The organism is Cyanobium sp. Maggiore-St4-Cus (genome assembly GCF_024345615.1).
In the GTDB taxonomy this organism is placed as follows: domain Bacteria; phylum Cyanobacteriota; class Cyanobacteriia; order PCC-6307; family Cyanobiaceae; genus Cyanobium_A; species Cyanobium_A usitatum.
Genome location: NZ_JAGQBL010000015.1, coordinates 21,437 through 40,418 on the forward strand (window position 1 = coordinate 21,437; position 18,982 = coordinate 40,418).

18 protein-coding genes and 2 pseudogenes are annotated in these 18,982 nt (G+C 66.0%); 1 reads left to right on the forward strand and 19 read right to left on the reverse strand.

Features of this window, described 5'->3' with window-relative positions; all coding sequences use genetic code 11:
- The 7 genes from lpxD to KBY99_RS12900 form a co-directional block, all read right to left on the reverse strand.
- Complete coding sequence (gene lpxD / locus KBY99_RS12870) at nt 1-1,053, reverse strand: UDP-3-O-(3-hydroxymyristoyl)glucosamine N-acyltransferase (RefSeq protein WP_254942295.1); 1,053 nt, start codon at nt 1,051-1,053, stop codon at nt 1-3.
- Nucleotides 1,054-1,091: 38 nt separating this feature from the next.
- Entirely contained in the window at nt 1,092-2,180 is a 1,089-nt protein-coding gene (gene proB / locus KBY99_RS12875) for a glutamate 5-kinase (RefSeq protein WP_254999471.1), read from the reverse strand.
- Nucleotides 2,180-2,689, reverse strand: coding sequence for a YqeG family HAD IIIA-type phosphatase (locus tag KBY99_RS12880; RefSeq protein ID WP_254999472.1), 510 nt, complete (start codon nt 2,687-2,689; stop codon nt 2,180-2,182). The genes proB and KBY99_RS12880 overlap by 1 nt, the downstream gene beginning before the upstream one ends.
- Complete coding sequence (locus KBY99_RS12885; RefSeq protein ID WP_106501587.1) at nt 2,689-3,249, reverse strand: DUF3727 domain-containing protein; 561 nt, start codon at nt 3,247-3,249, stop codon at nt 2,689-2,691. Before KBY99_RS12885 ends, KBY99_RS12880 begins: the two co-directional genes overlap by 1 nt.
- A 19-nt stretch (nt 3,250-3,268) precedes the next feature.
- Nucleotides 3,269-3,718 carry a Holliday junction resolvase RuvX gene (ruvX, locus tag KBY99_RS12890; RefSeq protein ID WP_254999473.1) on the reverse strand — a complete coding sequence of 150 codons (450 nt, stop codon included), beginning with the start codon at nt 3,716-3,718 and terminating at the stop codon, nt 3,269-3,271.
- Nucleotides 3,719-3,756: 38 nt separating this feature from the next.
- Nucleotides 3,757-4,845, reverse strand: a complete 1,089-nt coding sequence (locus KBY99_RS12895; RefSeq protein WP_254999474.1) for a GNAT family N-acetyltransferase — start codon at nt 4,843-4,845, stop codon at nt 3,757-3,759.
- 87 nt (nt 4,846-4,932) lie between these two features.
- On the reverse strand, nt 4,933-6,129 hold the full coding sequence (locus KBY99_RS12900; protein ID WP_254999475.1) for a F420-0:Gamma-glutamyl ligase: 1,197 nt from the start codon (nt 6,127-6,129) through the stop codon (nt 4,933-4,935).
- Between the two features lie 94 nt (nt 6,130-6,223).
- Here KBY99_RS12900 and KBY99_RS12905 point away from each other — a divergent pair, with 94 nt between their 5' ends.
- A complete protein-coding gene (locus KBY99_RS12905; RefSeq protein ID WP_254999477.1) occupies nt 6,224-7,606 on the forward strand; it encodes a PhoH family protein in 1,383 nt (460 codons plus the stop codon).
- A 15-nt stretch (nt 7,607-7,621) separates the two neighbouring features.
- On the opposite strand, the gene KBY99_RS12910 is transcribed toward KBY99_RS12905, so the two are convergent.
- The 12 genes and pseudogenes from KBY99_RS12910 to KBY99_RS12965 form a co-directional block, all read right to left on the reverse strand.
- Complete coding sequence (locus tag KBY99_RS12910) at nt 7,622-9,178, reverse strand: haloacid dehalogenase-like hydrolase (RefSeq protein WP_254999478.1); 1,557 nt, start codon at nt 9,176-9,178, stop codon at nt 7,622-7,624.
- Nucleotides 9,179-9,241: 63 nt separating this feature from the next.
- Nucleotides 9,242-10,567 carry a type III glutamate--ammonia ligase gene (gene glnT, locus KBY99_RS12915; RefSeq protein ID WP_254999479.1) on the reverse strand — a complete coding sequence of 442 codons (1,326 nt, stop codon included), beginning with the start codon at nt 10,565-10,567 and terminating at the stop codon, nt 9,242-9,244.
- On the reverse strand, nt 10,560-11,561 hold the full coding sequence (locus KBY99_RS12920; RefSeq protein WP_254999480.1) for an alpha/beta fold hydrolase: 1,002 nt from the start codon (nt 11,559-11,561) through the stop codon (nt 10,560-10,562). The genes glnT and KBY99_RS12920 overlap by 8 nt, the downstream gene beginning before the upstream one ends.
- Nucleotides 11,558-12,475, reverse strand: a complete 918-nt coding sequence (locus tag KBY99_RS12925) for a fatty acid desaturase (RefSeq protein ID WP_254999481.1) — start codon at nt 12,473-12,475, stop codon at nt 11,558-11,560. The genes KBY99_RS12920 and KBY99_RS12925 overlap by 4 nt, the downstream gene beginning before the upstream one ends.
- A 5-nt stretch (nt 12,476-12,480) precedes the next feature.
- A pseudogene (locus KBY99_RS12930) lies at nt 12,481-12,813 on the reverse strand (EAL domain-containing protein); the annotation flags it as partial.
- A 112-nt stretch (nt 12,814-12,925) separates the two neighbouring features.
- Nucleotides 12,926-14,299 (reverse strand): class II fumarate hydratase, encoded by a 1,374-nt coding sequence (fumC, locus tag KBY99_RS12935; RefSeq protein WP_254999482.1) that lies wholly within the window; start codon nt 14,297-14,299, stop codon nt 12,926-12,928.
- Nucleotides 14,299-14,913 (reverse strand): thylakoid membrane photosystem I accumulation factor, encoded by a 615-nt coding sequence (locus tag KBY99_RS12940; protein ID WP_254999483.1) that lies wholly within the window; start codon nt 14,911-14,913, stop codon nt 14,299-14,301. Before KBY99_RS12940 ends, fumC begins: the two co-directional genes overlap by 1 nt.
- Nucleotides 14,914-14,953: 40 nt before the next feature.
- Nucleotides 14,954-16,573, reverse strand: a complete 1,620-nt coding sequence (locus KBY99_RS12945) for a DUF3685 domain-containing protein (protein WP_254999484.1) — start codon at nt 16,571-16,573, stop codon at nt 14,954-14,956.
- 90 nt (nt 16,574-16,663) lie between these two features.
- A complete protein-coding gene (locus KBY99_RS12950; protein WP_254929581.1) occupies nt 16,664-17,026 on the reverse strand; it encodes a Fur family transcriptional regulator in 363 nt (120 codons plus the stop codon).
- A gap of 153 nt (nt 17,027-17,179) precedes the next feature.
- Nucleotides 17,180-17,908 carry a hypothetical protein gene (locus KBY99_RS12955; protein ID WP_254999485.1) on the reverse strand — a complete coding sequence of 243 codons (729 nt, stop codon included), beginning with the start codon at nt 17,906-17,908 and terminating at the stop codon, nt 17,180-17,182.
- A gap of 18 nt (nt 17,909-17,926) precedes the next feature.
- Complete coding sequence (hisA, locus tag KBY99_RS12960; protein WP_254942197.1) at nt 17,927-18,691, reverse strand: 1-(5-phosphoribosyl)-5-[(5-phosphoribosylamino)methylideneamino]imidazole-4-carboxamide isomerase; 765 nt, start codon at nt 18,689-18,691, stop codon at nt 17,927-17,929.
- Nucleotides 18,692-18,721: 30 nt separating this feature from the next.
- Nucleotides 18,722-18,922 (reverse strand): annotated as a pseudogene (locus KBY99_RS12965) (TIGR02450 family Trp-rich protein); the annotation flags it as partial.
- Between the last annotated feature and the right edge of the window lie 60 nt (nt 18,923-18,982).

Here is an 18,982-nt window from a genome sequence, read left to right on the forward strand (position 1 = left end):
CTAGGGCTTGGCCTGCTTCTCCAGCTGCCGCAGGGCTTTGGCTAGCTCAGGCAGCTTGTTAAATATGGCCGAGCTGCGCAGCCAGAGGCGGTTGGAGATGGCCGGATAGCCGCTCACCACCTCGCCGGCGGCTACCTCGCCATGCACCCCAGATTTTGAGCTGGCGATGGCTCGGTCGCCCATCACCGCCTTGTTTGCCAGACCCACCTGGCCCGCCAAAATCACGCCATTGCCGAGACGGGCCCCGCCGGCGATGCCCACCTGGGCCGCCAGGGCGCAGCCCTTGCCGGTGCTGACGCCATGGCCGATATGCACCAGGTTGTCGATCTTCGTGCCGGCGCCGATGCGGGTTTCACCTACTGAGGGTCGGTCGATGGTGCTGCCGCAACCCACCTCAACCCCCTCCTCCAGAACTACCTGGCCGGTCTGGGGCATCTTGCGCCAGCCATTGGCGGTGGGTACGAAGCCAAAGCCCTCGCTGCCCACCACGGCATTGGAGTGCACGACGCAGCCCCGGCCCAGGCGGCTGCCGGGGTGCAGAACGGCCCCGGCGTGCAGCTCGCAGTCGTCACCGATCTGCACGTCTTCGTAGAGCACCACATGGGGGTGGAGTACGCAGCTGGCGCCGATCTGCACGTTGGCGCCGATCACGACCAGGGGGCCTAGGTGGGATCCCATGCCGACTACGGCGCTTGGATCGACCACTGCACTGGGGTGGATTCCAGCGGCGGGCTGGCGGCGGGGGTGGAGAGCAGCGAGGGCCTCGGCAAAAGCCAGGCGTGGATCAGCAAGGGCGATCCAGGCCAGGCCCCGCTCCTGGGCCAGCTGCTGCAGGGCTGGGGCCTCGTCGCCGCGGGCTGGCAGCAGGATGGCTCCGGCGTTGCTGCCGGCCAGGGCAGCAGCTAGGGCGTTGCCTGGTTCCAGAAAAGTGAGCTGGTCAGCCTGGGCCTGATCTAGGGCTGCCGCCCCGTGTAGCTCGGGGTCGTCAGCGAGATGCCGCAGGCTGGCATCCGTCACTTCGCTGAGCTGGCTGAGCAGTTCGCTGAAGCGCATGCCAGGGAAGAGAAGCGGGGCGAATCGTAGGTCCAGTCTTAACGGCTGGTGAGCACCAGCTGGTCGCGGTGCACCACTTCAACGCCGGAGCTGCCCATCAGCTCTCGCAGCTCCGTGCTGCTAAGGCTGGCCAGACCCCGGCCCAGTTCGCGCCCATCACTGGCCAGCAGGCGCACCGCCTCGCGGCGCTCGAAATCGCCAACCACCGCTTGCACTCCCACGGCCAGCAGGGAGGCTCCCTGCTGGGTTAGGGCCCTCTCGGCGCCGGCGTCTAGCTGCAGGCTGCCCTTGGGCAGGAGCGCGTGGGCCAGCCAGCCCTTGCGGTTGGGAAGGGGGGTGGGGCTGGGCTGGAACAGGGTGCCGACCCGCTCGCCGGCCAGCAGGGCATCGAGCACGCCTGGGTCACGTCCGTCAGCCAGGCGCACCCGGATGCCGCTGGAGGTGGCGATGCGGGCTGCAGTGAGTTTGGTGGTCATGCCGCCAGTGCCCCACTGACCTCCACCGGTGGCCACCGATTGCAGGCTGTCGAGCTCGGCCAGGCTGGCCACTTCCTCGATCGGTCGGGCCTCGGCATCGCTGCGGGGGTCGCCTGAATAAAGACTGTCCACGTCGGTGAGCAGCACTAGCTCATCGGCCCCTATCGCCACTGCTACCAGGGCGGAGAGGGTGTCGTTGTCGCCGAAGCGCAGTTCGTCGGTGGCCAGGGTGTCGTTTTCGTTGACCACCGGCACCACTCCCCAGGCAAGCAGCTGCTCGAGGGTGCGGCAGGCGTTCTGGTAGCGGCGGCGGGAGGCCAGATCGCCGCGGGTCAGCAGCACCTGGGCTACCGCCAGCCCACGCACGGCGAAAGCGTCTTGGTAGAGGGCCATCAGCCGGCCCTGGCCCACGGCGGCGGCGGCCTGGAGAGCCAACACTTCGCTGGGGCGCTGCCCCAGGCCAAGGGCTTCGCAGCCCAGCCCCACGGCCCCACTGGTAACCAGGGCGATGGTCTCGCCCTGGCGCCGTTGGCGGCTGAGACTGGCAGCCAGATCGGCGATCACCACTGCCGTTGGACGGCCGGCGCTGCCCCGTAGCAAGCTGGTGCCCACCTTGATCACCCGGCGCATGGAGTGGGATGGGGTTGCCATCAGCCCAGGCTGGTGCCCACCAAGTTGGCCAGGCGCAGCTCCAGTTTTTGGAGCCGATCCCGCTTGCAAGGCTGACCTTGGGGATCGATCGGTTTCACCAGAACGGTGAATAAGCCAAGCCTGTTGCCGGCGATTACGTCCGTAAACAGGCGGTCACCGATCAGGGCGACCTCCTGGTGGGGCAGGTTGAGCTCGGCCAGCACCCGACGCAGGGCGCTGCGGCGTGGTTTGCCGGCGGAAATTGTGTAGGGCAGGTCGAGTTGGGCTGCCACCGCTCCGATCCGCTGGCGGGAGGGGTTGTTGCTGAATAGGTGGATAGGTACCTGCTGCCGCGCCTGCTGCAGCCAGCGCAGGGCGCTGGCGGGCAGCTCCGCCTGGCGGCGGGGCAGCAAGGTGCGATCGACATCGAGCACTAGGGCCCGGATCGGTTGGTCGAGCAGCTCCTGCAGGGGCAGCTCGGCCAGGGTGCACTCCCGCAGCCAGTTAGGGCGCAGCAGCTGGCGCAGCATCAGTCGTCGCCCTCGCGCTCTTCCAATTCAGCCTCGATTCGGGGCTGTACCCGCTCAAACTCCTCGCCTTCCACCAGCAAGGCTCCGTCGCCATTCATGCGGGCCACCACGAAGAAGGGATCTAGGGGGATGTACAACCCGTATTCCAGATCGTCTACGAGGAAGCTCACCAGCAACTCGTAGGTCTCGGAGTCGTCATCGGCGTCTTCGTCGTCATCGAGCTCATCGGGTTCGGGCTCGTCCAGTTCGCCGCTGACGGTGAGGGTGACGGCAGAGCGCACCAGGGTGAGGTCGTGCTCCTGCAGCACCACATCGGCAACCGACAGGATCGGCTCGGTGGCATCGATGGTGTCGATAAGTTCTGGGTCTTCGTCGCCGTCGAGGCGGAACAGGCAGACAGGGGTATCGACCGGGGTGAGCAGCACGTAGTCGTGGCCATCGAGGGGGATCAGCTGCTCGAGGAAGCAGAGCAGCTGGCGGCCGCGGCTGTCGTGCACGAGCACGGTGGGCACATCGGCGGGGATCTCCGAGCTGGACTGGGAAGGGGGTTCGGAACTCATTGGCTGGAATTGGATCTCATCAGGATGCTGCAGCGTCGGCCGTCTGGCAGCGTTCGATGGTCGCCGGGAGCACCGGATCGGGGCCGTCCTGCAGCCATTGTTCGAGCAGCAGGGCCGCGGCGGCGCTGTCGAGGGCACCGCTGCGGTCGCCGTGGAGCCCGTGGCGCTCGCCGGCGGCCCAGGTGCTGGCATGCTCATTTACCCAGGCCAGGGGCAGCTGCAGCCGGCGGGCCAGGCGCTCGCCATAGCGCTGGCAGTGCAGGGCCTGGGCGGTGAGCTGCCCAGCCGCATCTAGCGGCAGGCCCACCACCAGGGCCTGCACCCGCCGCTGCTGCACCAGGGTGTTCAGGTGCTCTAGGTCGCTGGCGAAGGAACCTCGGGCCAGGGCCCGCAGGGGGGTAACGGTGAGGCCGAGGGGGTCACAGCCCGCCAGGCCGATGCGCCGTCGCCCAACGTCGAGGGCCAGCACTGAGCGGGGCTGCGGGGCGCTTCTTGATCGGGTCGCGCTCACAACGGCGGGGCCAGGGGGGTTGGGGTGGGCAGGGGGCGGCGGCGGGGTTGCCACTGCTCCAGCAAGGCATCGATTCGCTGGGCGGCCCGTGACGGGGCCTGCAGCCCCTGACGCCGCCAGACGCTGCGCGCCATCAGCACCCGCTCGCCCCGCTCCTGAGCTCCCAGGTCAGCCAGCCAGCGCTGGCGAGCTTCGTCGCGCAGGTCACAGCGCAGCCAGAGGGGTTCGCCGGCGCCGAGGCCGGCTTGGGCCTGGTGCAGCAGCAATTCGGTGGCGGTGCCCACCAGGTGTTCCCAGCCGGGATGGACACTCAGCTCCACATCGTGACCGCCGCCTGGGTGCTCGCCTATCCAGCGCACGGCTGCCACCGCCTGCTCCCGGCTGGGATCCACCAGCATCCAGCCGCGGCCATGGCTCTGGTCGAGCAGATCTTCGACGCGGCGATCGAGCAGCTGACGCAATTGGGCCGGGCAGGCGGCCTGCTCCAGGTGCCAAAGCAGGGTGGCGCTGCGGCGGTTGAGGGGTGTGAGCTGCAGCTCTGCCGTTGCGGGGCTGCTGGCCGAGATAGGGCGGCCGCCGGCAGGGTCGCCAAGCCAACACCACAGCCGGTCGCTGCGCAAGGGCTGAAAGCCCTGCTCGCGCAGCATCGCCAGGCGGGTGTCATCGAGGGTTGAGGCCGCAGCAATCCAGCTGGCCGCTCCCCGGGCCCGCTGGATTGCTGCTCGCAGCAAGGTGCTGGCCAGTTCATGGCGGGCGGCGCTTGGGGCCAGGCGCAGGTGCTGCATCTGCCAGCAACTGCCGCTGCGGTTGAGCCGGCGGCAGACGACCAGCCCGAGCGGCTTCTGGCCGCTGAGAGCCACCAGCACCTGGGGTGCGAGCGAGGGCCTAGCCAGAAGCGCCTGCATCAACCGCTCGGGCAGGCCCAGCAGCACAGCCCGCTGAAGCACCGGTTGCAGGGGCAGAAAGGCGGGATCGGTTAGTAGGGGCAGGTGCCAGCCAGCCAGGGTCTCGAGCCGCCAGCTATCTGGCCCCGGGGGCTCGGGTGGTGCCGGAAGGGCAGAGGGCGGCTGCAGGATCCCGAGCATGGGGGGCGTAACCAGTCAGCCGGGTAAACCAACTGTATCGGCGCCAGAGTTAGCTGCGGGTTAGCTGGGATTTAGGTGTGCTGGGGCTCAGCTGGGGCGCACCAGCACTAATGGGGTCCGCTCGTTGGCATTACCAGCCGGGTTGGGACGCAGGGCCCGCTCCAGCAGGTCTTCATCGCAGCCCGGGCTGGAGGCCAGCACCTTGACCCGGCCCAGATCGTTTACGTCTACTACCGCCACGGCAACGCCCAAGGAGCGGGCCATGGCGGCGCAGAAGGCGTCGGGCTGTTGAGGCCCGAGCACAATCGTTTGGTCGTAGGGGGGCGTGGTGCCGGTGATGTCGTCGATCAGGCGGGCCTGGTCGCCGGCAAGGCGATAAAACCAGCCCTTACTGCCCACCAGTTTCAGGGCCAGGCCAATCAGCCAGGCGCCCAGCACCTGGGCCGGACCGACCACATCGATCAAGGACTGCAGTCCGCAGGCGGTGGCCAGGGAGCTGGTGGGGTGGAACCCACGACAGAGCAGCCGGGCCAGGGCGCTGGGTTGAACTGTGGCCGGGTGGTGATAGCGACCCTGCATCACCGCCAGGGGTGTTTCGCCGATGGTGAGCACATCGCCGGGCTGAATCAGCTCGCCGGCGTAGCGGCGCAGCACGGCTTCTGGGTCGTCGAGCACGCCGAGCAGGTGGGTGCCAACAGGCAGCACGCGGCAGCGGTCGCCGTCGCGCCAGCGCGCCGATTGGGGCGCTATGGGCGTGGGTTGCTGCAGTGGCACCAGCACGCCATCGCGGCGATGGAGGCGGCCGAAGGGGCCGTAGTTGACCCAGAGAATTTCCAGCCAGAGGGTGTCGAGCAGCTGGTCTAGGGACTGGCCCGGGGCGCCGCTCAGGCTGATCTGGATGCGGGCGCTGGTGCTCTTGCGCCCCTTGACTATGTAGGCGGCCCAGTAGCCATCAGGGCGGGATTCCTCATCCGGATGCAGCGCTTCGATCCGACTCGACACCGTGACGCCTGCCAGGTCGCCCCGACCCAGCAGGGTCGGCCGCAGCTCGATCTCCGGCACCATCACCTCCATGCGCTGGTGGGGGTTGTGGATCGTCACCATGCCGGAGACGGTGAGGCCAGCGCTGCCGGCTTCGACGCGGAAGTCTTCAGCCCGCAGCCGCAGCGGCGAGGCGGGGCGCAGGCGATGGCGAAGCTCCAGCACTAGCAGGGTGAGGCCCAGCAGCAGGGCCAGCACTAGCAACAGCTTGAGCAAAACCAGGGCAGCAAGCGATGAGGCCATGGGCGAAGGCGCCAATTGCGACGAGGCACGAATCGACGGAGCGTAAATGGCCTAGTGGTCTTAACTTCGCGCCATCACGGAATCGGTGATCGGCATGCGCAAGACCTTCGTGCTCGACACCAACGTGCTGCTGCACGATCCGGCAGCCCTTAACCGCTTTGAAGACAACAACATCCTGATCCCGATCGAGGTGGTCGAGGAGATCGACCGCTTTAAGCGGGATCCAGCTGAAAAGGGACGCAATGCCCGCCAGGTGTCGCGGCTGCTGGACGCTCTGCGCGCCCATGGCAACTTGGCCGATGGGGTGCCCAATGGCGAACAGGGCGGCACTCTCAAGGTGGTGTTTTGCCGGGCCGAAACCCTCAGCCAGCTGCCGCCCGAGCTCAAGGGCGGCAGTGGCGACAACAACATCCTGGCGGTGGCTCTTGAGGAGCAGCGCCTGCAGGCGGTGCTGGGTAGCCAGCCGCCGGTGGTGCTCGTTACCAAGGACACCAACCTGCGCATTAAGGCTGATGCGGTGGGCTTGATCGCCCAGGACTACACCAGCGATCGGGTTGACATCGGCGACCTATACCCCGGCTTCTGTGAGGTGTGGGTGGATGCGGAGCAGATGGATCGGGTCAAGCTGCCGCCAGGACTGGCGGTGGAGGGCCTGGTGCTGGAGGCGCCGCTGCAGGCCAACGAGGGTGTGACCCTGATCGATCGGGCCCAGCCGGCCCACACCCTGCTGGCTCGCTACAACGCCGCCACCGCCAGCCTGCAGCCGCTGCAGCGAGCGCCCAAGGCCAAGCTCGGCCGCATCCAGCCCCGCAACCGGGAGCAGACATTTGCCCTTGATCTGCTGCTGGATCCCAGCATCCAGCTGATCACCCTGGTGGGCAAGGCCGGCACCGGTAAAACCCTGCTCGCCCTGGCCGCTGGGCTGCACCAGGTGGCCGATGAGCGGCTCTACGAGCGCCTGCTGGTGACCCGCCCGGTGATTTCCCTCGGCAAGGAGATCGGCTTTCTGCCAGGCGACCTAGATGAAAAAATGGGTCCCTGGATGCAACCAATCATCGACAACCTCGACTTTCTGCTCGGCGGTAGTGAGGAGGAGGGGCGGGGTGCTGCTCGGGCTGGCGGCAGTCACCGCGGGCCGCGCAGCAATTGGACCGACCTCAAGGGCATGGGCCTGCTCGAGGTGGAGGCGATCAGCTATATCCGCGGTCGTTCGATTCCGCGCCAATTCATGGTGGTGGACGAGGCCCAGAACCTCACCCCCCATGAGGTGAAGACGATCGTGACTCGGGTGGGCGAGGGCACGAAAATCGTGCTCACCGGGGATCCTTACCAGATCGACAATCCCTATGTGGATGCTGAAAGCAACGGCCTCACTTGGCTGGTGGAGCGCTTCAAGGGCCAGCGGCTCGCCGGCCACGTGACCCTGCTGCGGGGTGAGCGCAGTGAACTGGCCGAGCTGGCTGCCAATTTGCTATAGCGGGGCCAGTTCCCTTTACTGGGGCTGGAAGACGACGTTCCAATCCTGCTTCATATCCACAACTAGCCAGCCCTGCTCGGGAGCTTCTTTTAGGGCTTCTACAAGCTTGCCGCTGCTGTTCGTCTTGGCGTCGTAGGCATACTCGCGTTCAGCGTCGGTGTGATGGACAATCAGACCTAGGCTGGGTCGAGGGTTGTTGATCGTGGTGTACTGCAACATTGCTAGATCTCCATCGCTGTTGCCACAGCAAATCACAGGCCTGCGGCCGATAAACTGATGGATGCCAACTGGCTTGCCGGCCTTATCATTTACGAATAAGTAATCAAGGGTTTTGGTGATTACTGGTTTGCCGTCCCGCAGTTCAAATACGGCCCGCGATGTTGAGCCAACAACTTGTTCTGGTGGTATGCCATAAACCTGTTCCACCCAGGCCCGCATAAAGTCGGCGCCGCCACCTGAAACAATGAAGTTTTTAAAGCCGTTATCGCTTAGATAGCGAAGGAGCTCCTGCATGGGTTGGTAGGTGAGATCGCCATAGGCCCTGTCATAGCGCGGATGGTTGGCCGATCTAAACCATGCCTGCACGGCATCTCGAAATTCTTCTACCGTCATGCCTGCATGGGTGATCGCCAGGATCTGCATCAGGCCATCGAAGTGTTTGCCTTCCAGAAGTTTTGCAAGATCGCCGTCCAAGGCAGCTTGCACCATGGGGTTTGAAGTAAGGCTCGGCTCGGTGAGGATGCGCTGCCTCAGTTCGTCGATGGCAAAAGCTACCTGGAAAGGCAGCGGATTTTCCGGCCAGAGCGTGCCGTCATTGTCATGCACTGCAATGCGTTCGGCTGGAGGCAGGTATGCGGGTGAGTCTTTATTTGTGACTTTGGCGATGAATGCAACAATGGCTCGTTTGACCTGCCCTTCATTCCAGGAGGGCAGCGGATCTGCTTGGCGAGAGAGATCGTATAGCTTTGTTTGGGCTACACCATAATCGCCTATTTGGTAAAGGCTCACGGAGGCTGATTGGAAGCTAAAAGCTTCAAATGGCTCTGCTACTAAAGCTTCAACAAAATCACTTGTGCCAATGCCCAGGGTCAGATGGGGCTGGTAGTTCGGGCCAGTTCGCGTATCGCTGAAGTTGTTCACGTAGTCAATAGTCGCTTGGCTGATTGCGCCGCCGTCAAGGCGAAGTGCAAAGGCATCATTTGTGCCGTGTTTCACGGCAAATGGCGCGATGGCAGCGATGATTTTTTGCTGGAGTCGGAGCTGCTCGGGAGTCGCCTCGATGTTGAATCCTACTAATTTTAGATTCTCGCTGGCTAATGCAAAGTAGCCAGTTGCTTTGCCTTCAATATTGATCGGGGGCTCTGTACGCAGCACGTTGGCCACGGCATCTGCTACTAGGTTCAGGTCTGCAGTTTTTATATATAACTGGAGAAGGGTGATGTGAGGAGCATGGTTAGCGTCTAGGGGAAAGCTGGCTGGGTAGTTTTCTCGCAGCCGAGCGTTTATCGCCTTTGCTTTCTCAACCGTGGCAGCATCTGGTTCCAGCAGGACGTTGATTGCTATCAGGGGCATCGGCGCAGTGCTGCGAGTAGCAGTCAAAAGTTTGAGCCTATTTTCGCCGGTCGCTTGCCTGGTTCAACAATCCAGGCAAGCGCGGCGCTCAGTGTCGCTGATATCACCGCGCTCGCGCTGCCATTGGCGCCGGCGCAGGTTTTCGTAGGCCTGGCAAAACTCTTCGCCCAGGGCCTGGCGTATGGCCGAGTCGGCCTTGAAGGCATCGAGGGCCTCGCCGAGGTTGACCGGGAGCCTGCCGCAGCTGGCGGGATCCAGGGGCTTGGCGTAGTTGTCGTTGTCGCTGCGGGGGCCAGGATCGAGCTGGCGCTCAATGCCATCGAGCCCAGCCGCCAGGATTGCAGCCTGCAGCAGGTATGGATGGGCGGCACCATCGGGGAGGCGCAGCTCTAAGCGCTGGTCGTCGGGGATGCGCACCATGTGGGTGCGGTTGTTACCGGTGTAGCTGATGCCGCCCGGACTCCAGGTAGCACCGGAGGTGGTGGGCGGGGCAGCGAGGCGCCGGTAGCTGTTCACCGTGGGGTTGCTCAGGCAGCTCAGGGCCGGGGCATGGGCCAGCAGGCCAGCCAGGAAGTGGTAGGCAAGCGTCGATAGACCGAGCTCGCCGCTGGGATCGTGGAACAGGTTGCGGCCTGCTTGCGAGCTGCCAGCGGCGCCCCAGAGGGAGAGGTGGGTGTGGCAGCCATTGCCGGTGAGGGCGGCGAAGGGTTTGGGCATGAAGCTGGCCCGCAGCCCCTGCTGCTCCGCTAAGGATTTCACCATCACCTTGAAAAAGGCGTGGCGATCGGCGGTGGTGAGGGCGTTGGCGTAGGTCCAGTTGACCTCAAATTGGCCGTTGGCGTCCTCGTGATCGGCTTGATAGGGCCCCCAGTCCAGCTGCTCCATCGCCTCCAGCAGGGGGCCGATCAGGGGGTAGCGGCGCATTAAGGCGAGTTGGTCGTAGCAGGGCTTTTCCTGGCTGTCGGCGCTATCGCCGATCCGCTCGCCGCTGGGATCGAGTAGGAAAAACTCAGCTTCCACCCCGCTGCGCAACTCAAATCCCCGCTCAGCCGCCCGCTCCAGTTGGCGCCGCAGCAGGCGGCGGGGGCACTGCTCCATCGGCTGGCCATTGAGCTGGAGCTCGGCCGCTACCCAACCCACCTCAGGCTGCCAGGGCAGGGGCGTGAGACTGGCCGCCGCCGGGATCGCCATCACGTCGCCATCGGCGGGGGAGAGATCCAGCCAGGCCGCAAAGCCGGCAAAGCCGGCAAAGCCGGCCCCATCGCGGGCCATTCCCGCCACAGCCGAGGCCGGCACGAGTTTGGCCCGCTGGATGCCAAACAGGTCGGTGAAGGAGATCAGTAGGAACCGGAGCTGCAGCTCCTGCATTCGCTGGGCGAGATCAGGCATGGGAGGGCTGCTGGAGGAGGGTTTCAACGATGCGGCTCAGCTGCCGCTGCTCGGCAGGGCTGCTGTGGGGGTTGCCGGCCCGGTGGCCGAGCTCTGAGGGGATCACGTGCAGCTCCGCCCCGGGGATGGCGTCGGCGTCGGCGGCCAGGTCTTCGAGCGGGAAGTAGAGGTCGTGGCTGCCGGCCACCACGGCGGTGCGGGCGGTAATGCGGCCCAGGCTTGCGGCCAAATCGCCTCCGGCGGCCACGTCGTGGGCCAGCCAGGTGTCGAGCATGGCGATCAGATCGCGGGGGTCATGGCGCTGGTAGTGGGGCAGCCAGTGCTGCTCCACGTGGTCTTCCACCGGCTCGGCGAGGCTGCGGAAGAAGGGCTGGCTGGCGGCCCAGCTGGCGTAGATCAGGGCGTAGGTGCGCAGCCCCTGCTCCGGCGGTGCGTTGAAGCCGCTGCCATTCCAGTGGCGATCGGCGGTGAGGGCTTGGCGCAGGCTGAGCAGGAACAGGCGGTTGTGGGGGGTGGTGCGGGCGGTGCCGCAGACGCAGCAGATCCGCTCCACCGCCTCCGGGTGTTCGACGGCCCACTGGTAGGCCTGTTGGGCCCCCATCGACCAGCCGTAGATCAGGGGGAGCCGTTCAACGCCGAACACCTCCGCCAGCAGTTGTCGTTGGGCTGCGACGTTGTCGCGGTGGCTCACCACCCAGCCCTGTTCGGCCAGGCCCATGGCGCCGTGGCTGGGGCTGCTGGAGGCGCCGTTGCCGAACATGCCAGCAATCACGATGCACCAGCGCTCCGGATCCAGCACCGGGCCGGCCAGCCAGGCCAGATCCTCGGGCCGGGCCCCATAGGAGGTGGGCACCAGGATCAGGTTGGAGCGCTGGGCGTTGAGCTCGCCGATCTGGAGGTAGGTGAGCTGGGCCTCCGGCAGGGTGTGGCCGCAGGCCAGGGGAAGGTTGCCCAGGGGGTGCTGGGTGCGCTGGGCGACTGCGGTGGCGTTCATGCCGGCAGGCCCAGGAGTGGCAGGTTGCGCAGCAGGCGGCGGTGCACCGCCAGATAACCCCGATCGCAGTGGCGCAGGTGCGGGGCGATGGGGCCGTGGGCTGCGGGCAGGGCGTGGAAGGGGAGGGAAGGGTAGAGGTGGTGCTCGGCGTGGAACGGCATGTTCCACATCAGCCAGCGCACCGCAGGATTGGTGAGGGTGGTGCGGGTGTTCTCGGTGCCGTCGACGCTGAAGCAGCAGCCGCTGTGCTCGGCCAGCAGCACAAAGCGCAGCAGGGGCTGGCCCACCGCCAGGGGCAGCAGCCAGAACCACAGCAGAAAGCCGGTGCCGCTCAGCAGGGAGGCCAGGGCTAGGGCTGCGTAAACGGCGAACTGCAGTCGCACCGAGCGCCGCACCTGGGGAATGGCCTCAGGGCTCAGGTAGCTCAGGTTGCTGAGGTCTCCCCAGAGCAGCCGGGCGTAGCCGCCCCACTTGCCGCTCCACCAGTTCCAGCCGCTTAGTTCGCGCAGGTAGGCCCAGGGGTTGGTGGGCACGGGATCCTCCAGTTCGGGATCGAGTCCAGGTTGGTGGGTGTAGCGGTGGTGCCACTGGTGGTAGCGCCGGTAGTAGGTGGCGTTGTAGAAGCTCAGTAGCCCGGCGAACCAGGCCACCGTGTCGTTCAGCTTTCTGCCGCGAAAGGCCGTGCGATGGCAGCACTCGTGCAGGGGCGCGAAGCAGGTGGCCAGGCCGATGCCGCACACCAGCAGCCCCACCAGCCTCAGGGCCAGGGGCCAGGGCTGGTGGGCCCACACCAGGCCGCCCGCGAAAGTCATAAGTAGATGGCTGGCCAGGCGCACGGCTGCGGGACCATCACGCAGCTGGTTGAGGCTGGCGAGCGCATCGCGCTCCAGCAGGGGTGGGTGGGATTGGGCCATGGGACCTATCCCACCAGGCCGGTGGCCCCGACTTCGGTAGGCGATGTGACTGTTTGTGGGTCTTGCTGGGCGCCCTGGGGTTGGAGGCTTTCAATCTCCCTGACGTCCCGGGAGGGGCCGAGGAAGGTCCCCTGGCCCAGGCGCACCCCCATCGCAATCAGTTCCTGACGGGTCTCCTGGTCGCCCACGAACTCAGCCACCACCAGGGTGCCGAGTCCCTTGGCCAGCTTCACCACCGCCTCGATGATCAGGCGGTCGGCGGGGTCCTCTGCCGTGCCAAGGCCGCGAACGTATTCGCCAGCGATTTTGAGCAGGTCTACGGGTAGGTGCTTCAGGTAGAAGAAGCTCGCTGTCGCTCAAAAGTAGGGTCATCGTCTTATCTCTCCGCTTAGCCCGCGAAGGTAAGAACCCTCTTGCTTAATGCTGGCAGTTTTATTGGTTTTGGCAGCTTCAGACCATCTGCTGGGGCTGCACCCAGCGATCGAACTCTTCAGCGCTGATTTCACCGAGCACCAGGGCGGCCTCCTTGAGGCTGAGCTGGTGGTTGTGGGCGTGCTTGGCGATGGCGCAGGCCCGGTCGTAGCCGATCGCCGGGGTGAGGGCCGTGACCAGCATCAGGCTCTGATCCAGCAGGGTTTCGATGCGGCTTTCATTGGCCCTGAGCCCCTCGACGCAATGCTGGCGGAAGCTGGTGCAGCCGCCAGCGAGCAGCTCGATGCTTTCGAGCACGTTGTGGGCGATCACTGGTTTGAACACATTCAGCTCGAAATTGCCCTGGCTGGCGGCCAGCTGCACGGCCGTGTTGTTGCCCATCACCTGCACGGCCACCATGGTCAGGCTCTCGGCCTGGGTGGGATTCACCTTGCCCGGCATGATTGAACTACCCGGTTCGTTTTCCGGAATTACCAGCTCTCCCAGGCCGCAGCGGGGGCCACTGGCCAGCCAGCGGATGTCGTTGGCGATCTTGAGCAGCGAGCCTGCCAGCACGGTGAGGGCCCCGTGGGCCGCGGCCAGGGGCTCATGGCCGGCCAGGGCCTGAAACTTATTGGGCGCGCTGGTGAAGGGCAGGCCGAGACTCTCGGCCAGCCTCGCCGCCACCGCCTCGCCGAAGCCGCTGGGGGCATTGAGGCCGGTGCCCACCGCCGTGCCGCCGATGGCCAGCTGGCGCACCTGGGGCAGGCTGGCGCGGATGGTTTCCAGGGCTAGATCCAGTTGGGCTCCGTAGCCACTGAATTCCTGGCCCAGGCTCAGGGGCACCGCATCCTGCAGGTGGGTGCGGCCGATCTTGATGATCGCGGCAAAGGCCTCGGCCTTTGCGGCCAGAGCGGCGCGCAGCGCCTCCACGGCGGGCAACAGAGTGCGCTCCAGCTCAATCGCCACGGCCACATGCAGGGCCGCGGGGAAGGTGTCGTTGCTGGATTGGCTGAGGTTCACATGGTCGTTGGGGTGCACCGGGCTCTTGCTGCCCAGCACCCCACCGGCGGCTTCGATCGCCCGATTGGCGATCACCTCGTTGACGTTCATGTTGGTTTGGGTGCCGGAGCCCGTCTGCCACACCTTCAATGGGAATTCCGCATCAAGCGTGCCGGAGGCCACCTCCTCGGCAGCCGCCACGATCAGGGCGGCTAGCTCGGGACTGAGCTTGCCCTTGGCCATATTCACCTCGGCGCAGGCTGCCTTGAGCGCTCCGAAGGCGTGCAGCACCGCCAGGGGCATGGCCTGGCCGAAGGGGAAATATTCGATTGAGCGCTGGGTCTGGGCGCCCCAGTAGTGCTGCTCGGGCACCTCGATGGCGCCCATGCTGTCGCTTTCAAGGCGGCCCATCAGCGGCTCACCACCTCGGAATTGAGTTCGTTGAAGCTCTCGGTGGTGCTGGTGGTGCCCCCCTCGGGTAGGGGGATGCCGGTGGCCTGGCTGACGGCGGCATTAATGGCATCGACGCTCACGGCGCCCTGCTCATCGAAGACAACCTGCCCCTCGCTGTTGAACACCACCACCTGGGGGATCAGGCCCGACCAGTAGTGGGCCGGATCGCTGGGGCCGGTGTCGGCCCGGTTTTGGAGTGGATCCGTAACCAGCGGAATCAGCTCGATGTTGTTGAGCCACACCCGCTGCAGCTCCGAGACCACCGCCGAGAATTGCTTGCTGGCTGCGTCGTCGTCGAGGTAGTAGACGACAACGGTGGTGCGGTGGTCTTCCAGGGCCTTGGCAAGGCTGCTGCGGGGCGGCACCAGGGAGCCGTTGCCGGCGTAGAGGGCGTAGATGTTGCCGTCGTAGCTGTTGCTTGTGAGCGAGGCCTGGGCTGGGTGGCTACCTAGGCCCACCAGGCCCGCCGCCAGCAGCAGCCCCAGGGCGGAACTGAGCAGGACTCGCAGGAGGTGCTCAAGGGTTGAGGCCCGTGCCCCGATCCCCTGTTGCCCGTTCTTATTTCGCCCCATGCCAGCTTGCAAGCTCGTTTAAAGCCATTGTGGCGGGGCGTCAGCTGCGGCCCACGCTCTTGGCGATGCCCCGGCCCATGCCCTGGGCAATACCTCGGCCCACCAGGCCAATGGCTCGGCCCAGCACCCTGGTGAGCAGCACCACCACCAGATCGCCGAGGCCTCGCAGTAGGCCCTGCACCTGGGGAGCCAGGGCATCGCGGCTTTCCAGCGCCAAGGTCACCAGTTGCTGCAGCCAGCCCAGTTGGCGCAGTTCCGCGTCGCGGGGTTCGGTGAGCTCCTGGCAGCGGATGGCGCCATCGCGCAGGCAGTAGAGCCGGCGGCGGCTTTCATAGAGGGTGATTGGCCGCTCCACCCAGCTGCTCCAACGCAGTTGGGCATTGAGCTGGTTGCGCAGCCGCTCCAGGTTGCGGGTGGCGAGCAGCTCGGGCTGGAGCAGGTAGCGACGCAACTCGGGCCAGCCGGCGCAGCTGGCCAGCAGCTCGGCACTCACCAGTTCGGCGCTGCGCACCAGCCAGTTGCTCACTAGTAGTTCGAGATAGAGCACGGCCCGCGGTTCGTCGGCGGCCAGCAGCTGGCCATCCACCAGCAGGGGCTGGGCCCGCACCAGGGAGGCCAGCATCGGCTGGGCCTCGGGAAGCTCCGGGTCGCGGCCGGTCATATCGCTGCTGCGAAGCAGGCTGTCGGCTACCGGCAGCAGGCTGCCTTCGCAGGGCAGCTGCACGTAGGAATTAACCAGGCTGCGCATGGCTTGCTGGCGTAGCTCGGGCTGCCACTGCTCCCAGCGCTCCTGCAGGGGAGAGGGGTCGGCAAGTAGCCGCTGGCGCAGGCTGTCTAGTTGGCACAGCAGGGCCAGCAGCAGGTCGCGCCGCCGCTCGGGGCTGAGGCCCTCCAAGGCCAGCAGCTGGCCGCTTTGGTTGCTGAGCTCGGTACCACTGCCGGCCTCGAGCCGCTGACGAATGGCGCGCCAGATGCCATCGGCACTGCGCTGCTGCAGGGTGATCGCCAGCACGGGCTCCGGGCTGCTGGGGCAGGGATCGGGCGCGCCCCAGGCCACACTCAGCGGCCCCCAAAGCAGCAGCAGCAGCTCGCGGGCTGCCGAGAGTTCGCGCAGGCGGCCCTGCAGCACCAGCAGCAGCACCAGGTTGGTGGGCGGCGGCGTCAGCAGGCGCTTGATGGCAGCTAGGTCTGCGTCGATCTGCTGCAGGCCGCTGATCAGCAGCCACTGGCCCAGGCCGAGGGCCGGGCTGGCTGCTGGGCCGGCTGGTGGGCGGGGGGAGGTGCTGTCTGCCGCCGCTGCCAGCACGCGCCCGCCCGTCAGCAGGGTGGCGAGGGCCGCCAGCAACTCCTGGGGTTCGGGTGATTCGAGGATTCCAGCCGCCGGCAGCTGCAGCAGGGCATCACCGCCCAGACCATGGGCCGCAGGCAGAAGGAGCAGCACAGGAGCTGGCTGCCAGCGCTCCTGCAGGCGCAGCAATTCTTCGGCCAGGCGCCCGCCCTTGAGGTCGCCGCTGCTGGCTTGCCAGATCACCAGTTGGGGCAGCCCTTGCAGCTGCTCTGGTCGCTCAGCGACGCAGTACAGCCCCGCCTGAGCCGTGAGCAGGCGGGTGAGGCCATCGCGCAGCAGCGGTTCGGCAAACAGCAGCAGCTGCGAACTCACGGGTTTGGCGAACTCATGGGTTTGGCGATGGCATGCGCCAAAGGTACCGATGCTGGAGCGGAATCTCCAGTCCTGGGTCGGCGAAGGGATTCAGCTGCGGCGCCGGCCGGTGAGATGCAGGGTGTAGGTCTCGATGGCGAAGCCGGTGTGGCGCTCGATCTGGTCGAGCAACTCGCGCGGCAGCTCGACGTCTAGGTCTTGGATGGCGCCTGATTGCGAGCAGGTGAGGTGGCTGTGGGGATCGCTGCGATAGCCGTAGAGCCGGCCGCTGGCCCGGTCGAGGCACTCGATCACGCCAGCGGTCTGCAGGGCTTCGAGATTTTGATAAACAGACGTGTGACCAATATTGCGGCCCAGGTTGTTGAGCTTTTCAAAAATGTCGCGGGCGCTGAGATGGCTCTTCTCAACCCAAAGCAAATCGAGCACCATGCGGCGCTGGCGGCTGAGCCTCATGCCCAGGTCGCGGCAGCGCTGGTAGACGTCGTCTACGCAGGTTGATGGATTGGTTGGGGGAAGGGCGCCGGCGTTCACGCGACACGCCTCAAATCAGACTCAATCTGTTATAGAGCAGGTCGCAAGCGATCCGCTTTTGCCATGGGCTCTGGCTCACATCGCTAGCTGCATCAGCCGGCCGTTGCCTGAGCCGAGCTGGTGAATATTTAATTGTTGCAAGGCGTACCAGTAGGTGGCGGTGTTGACTGCAACCACCGGTTTGCCCAGCTCCTGCTCCAGCTGCTCCACTAGCGAAGTAGCAACCAAGTTGGTGCCCACCTGCAGCAGGCAATCCACGCTGCTGTGGTCCACCGCACGAAAGGCTGCCCGGATTCGCTCGGCGCTGATACGCGCCGAAAACACCTTGCCCTTTTGCGCGGAGGCCAGGCACTCCATGGCCTGTACCTCAAAGCCCTCGCTCTGAAAGTGGTTGAGCACCGCAGCGTTGGCCTGCTCGGGGAAGGGATTGACGATGCCTAGTCGTTTGCAGTTGAGGGCCCTCAGGGCGGCGCTGACCGCTTCGGTGGCGGTGCTGACCGCCACACCTGTGGCCTGCTCCAGGCTGGCTTTCAAATGGCGGGCTACCGCCGCCGCCTGCGGCATGTATTCCGGCGAATAACCAAGCACCAGGTGATCCGGTTCGCAGGCTCCCACCATGGCGACGGCAGGCTCCATCAAGGCCAGAAGGCGCTCTGGGCTGGCGGGCAGCTCGGGGAAGGGGAAGCGGAAGGTGTGGTTGGTCACCCCCGGGGGCTGAAGCGAGGCGAGATCCGGTTCCACCATCGTGTTGGTGGAGGGCACCAACACCGCCAGCACGGCGCGCGTTCCCAGGGCGTCGGTCAAGGTGAGATGGGCGCAGACTCAGGCCATCATCGAGGCACTGGTCGGATCCTGCAGGCGGCCCTCGTCGATGGCCTGTAGGGCCTCAGCTAGATCCACCCGTCCGTCGTAGAGGGCCCGGCCCACGATCACCCCCTCCACCCCTAGGGGCGCCAGGCTCAGCAGCGACAGCAGGTGCTCCAGGTTGCCGATGCCGCCGGAGGCGATCACCGGCACGGCGCTGGCCTCGGCCATCGCCCTCAGGGCTTCGAGGTTGGGGCCCGCCAGGGTGCCGTCTGTGGCGATGTCGGTGCTGATGATTGCGGCGATGCCGCTGGCGCAGAAGCGCTGGGCTAGGGCGGTGGCTTCGGTGCTGCTCTCTTCGATCCAGCCGCGGGTGGCCACCTTGCCGTTTTTGGCGTCGATGCCCACCACGATCCGGCCGGGATAGCGCGCTGCCAGCTCATCGACTAATTCGGGTTGCTCAAGGGCCACGGTGCCGAGGATGACCCGATCCAGTCCGAAGCTCAGCAGCTCCTCAGCCCGTTCGGCGCTGCGCACCCCACCCCCTAGCTGCACGGGGATGCTGAGGGCAGTGGTGATCGCCTTCACGGCCGCATCATTGACCGGTTGGCCGCTGCGGGCCCCGTCTAGATCCACCAGGTGCAGCCGCCTGGCTCCCTGTTGCTGCCAGCTGAGGGCCTGGGCCACTGGGTCGTCGGAGAAGCGCGTTACCTGGTCGTAGTCGCCTTGGTGCAGCCGCACGCAGTGGCCATCGAGTAGGTCGATGGCGGGAGTTATCTGCATGGCTGCTGGAGGCAATTGCTGCCAGCCAGGCTGCCAGAGCTGCCGGTTGCGCAGCTCCCGTAGCGGCACCACCAGCCGAAAGCCCCGCTCCAGCACCGCCTGTAGTTCCACGGCCCGTTCCGCGCCCTGGCCCCGCTCCCCTAGCAGGGAGAAGTGGCGATAGCTGCGGCTGCCGGCGGGCCACGACGTGATGGTGGCGGGCTGGGCGGTGTAGGCCTTGGCCAGACGCATCACAAAAAGAGGCAAACCAGAACCAAAGTGTGGTTTACGGCGCCGTCTTGGCAGCCAAAA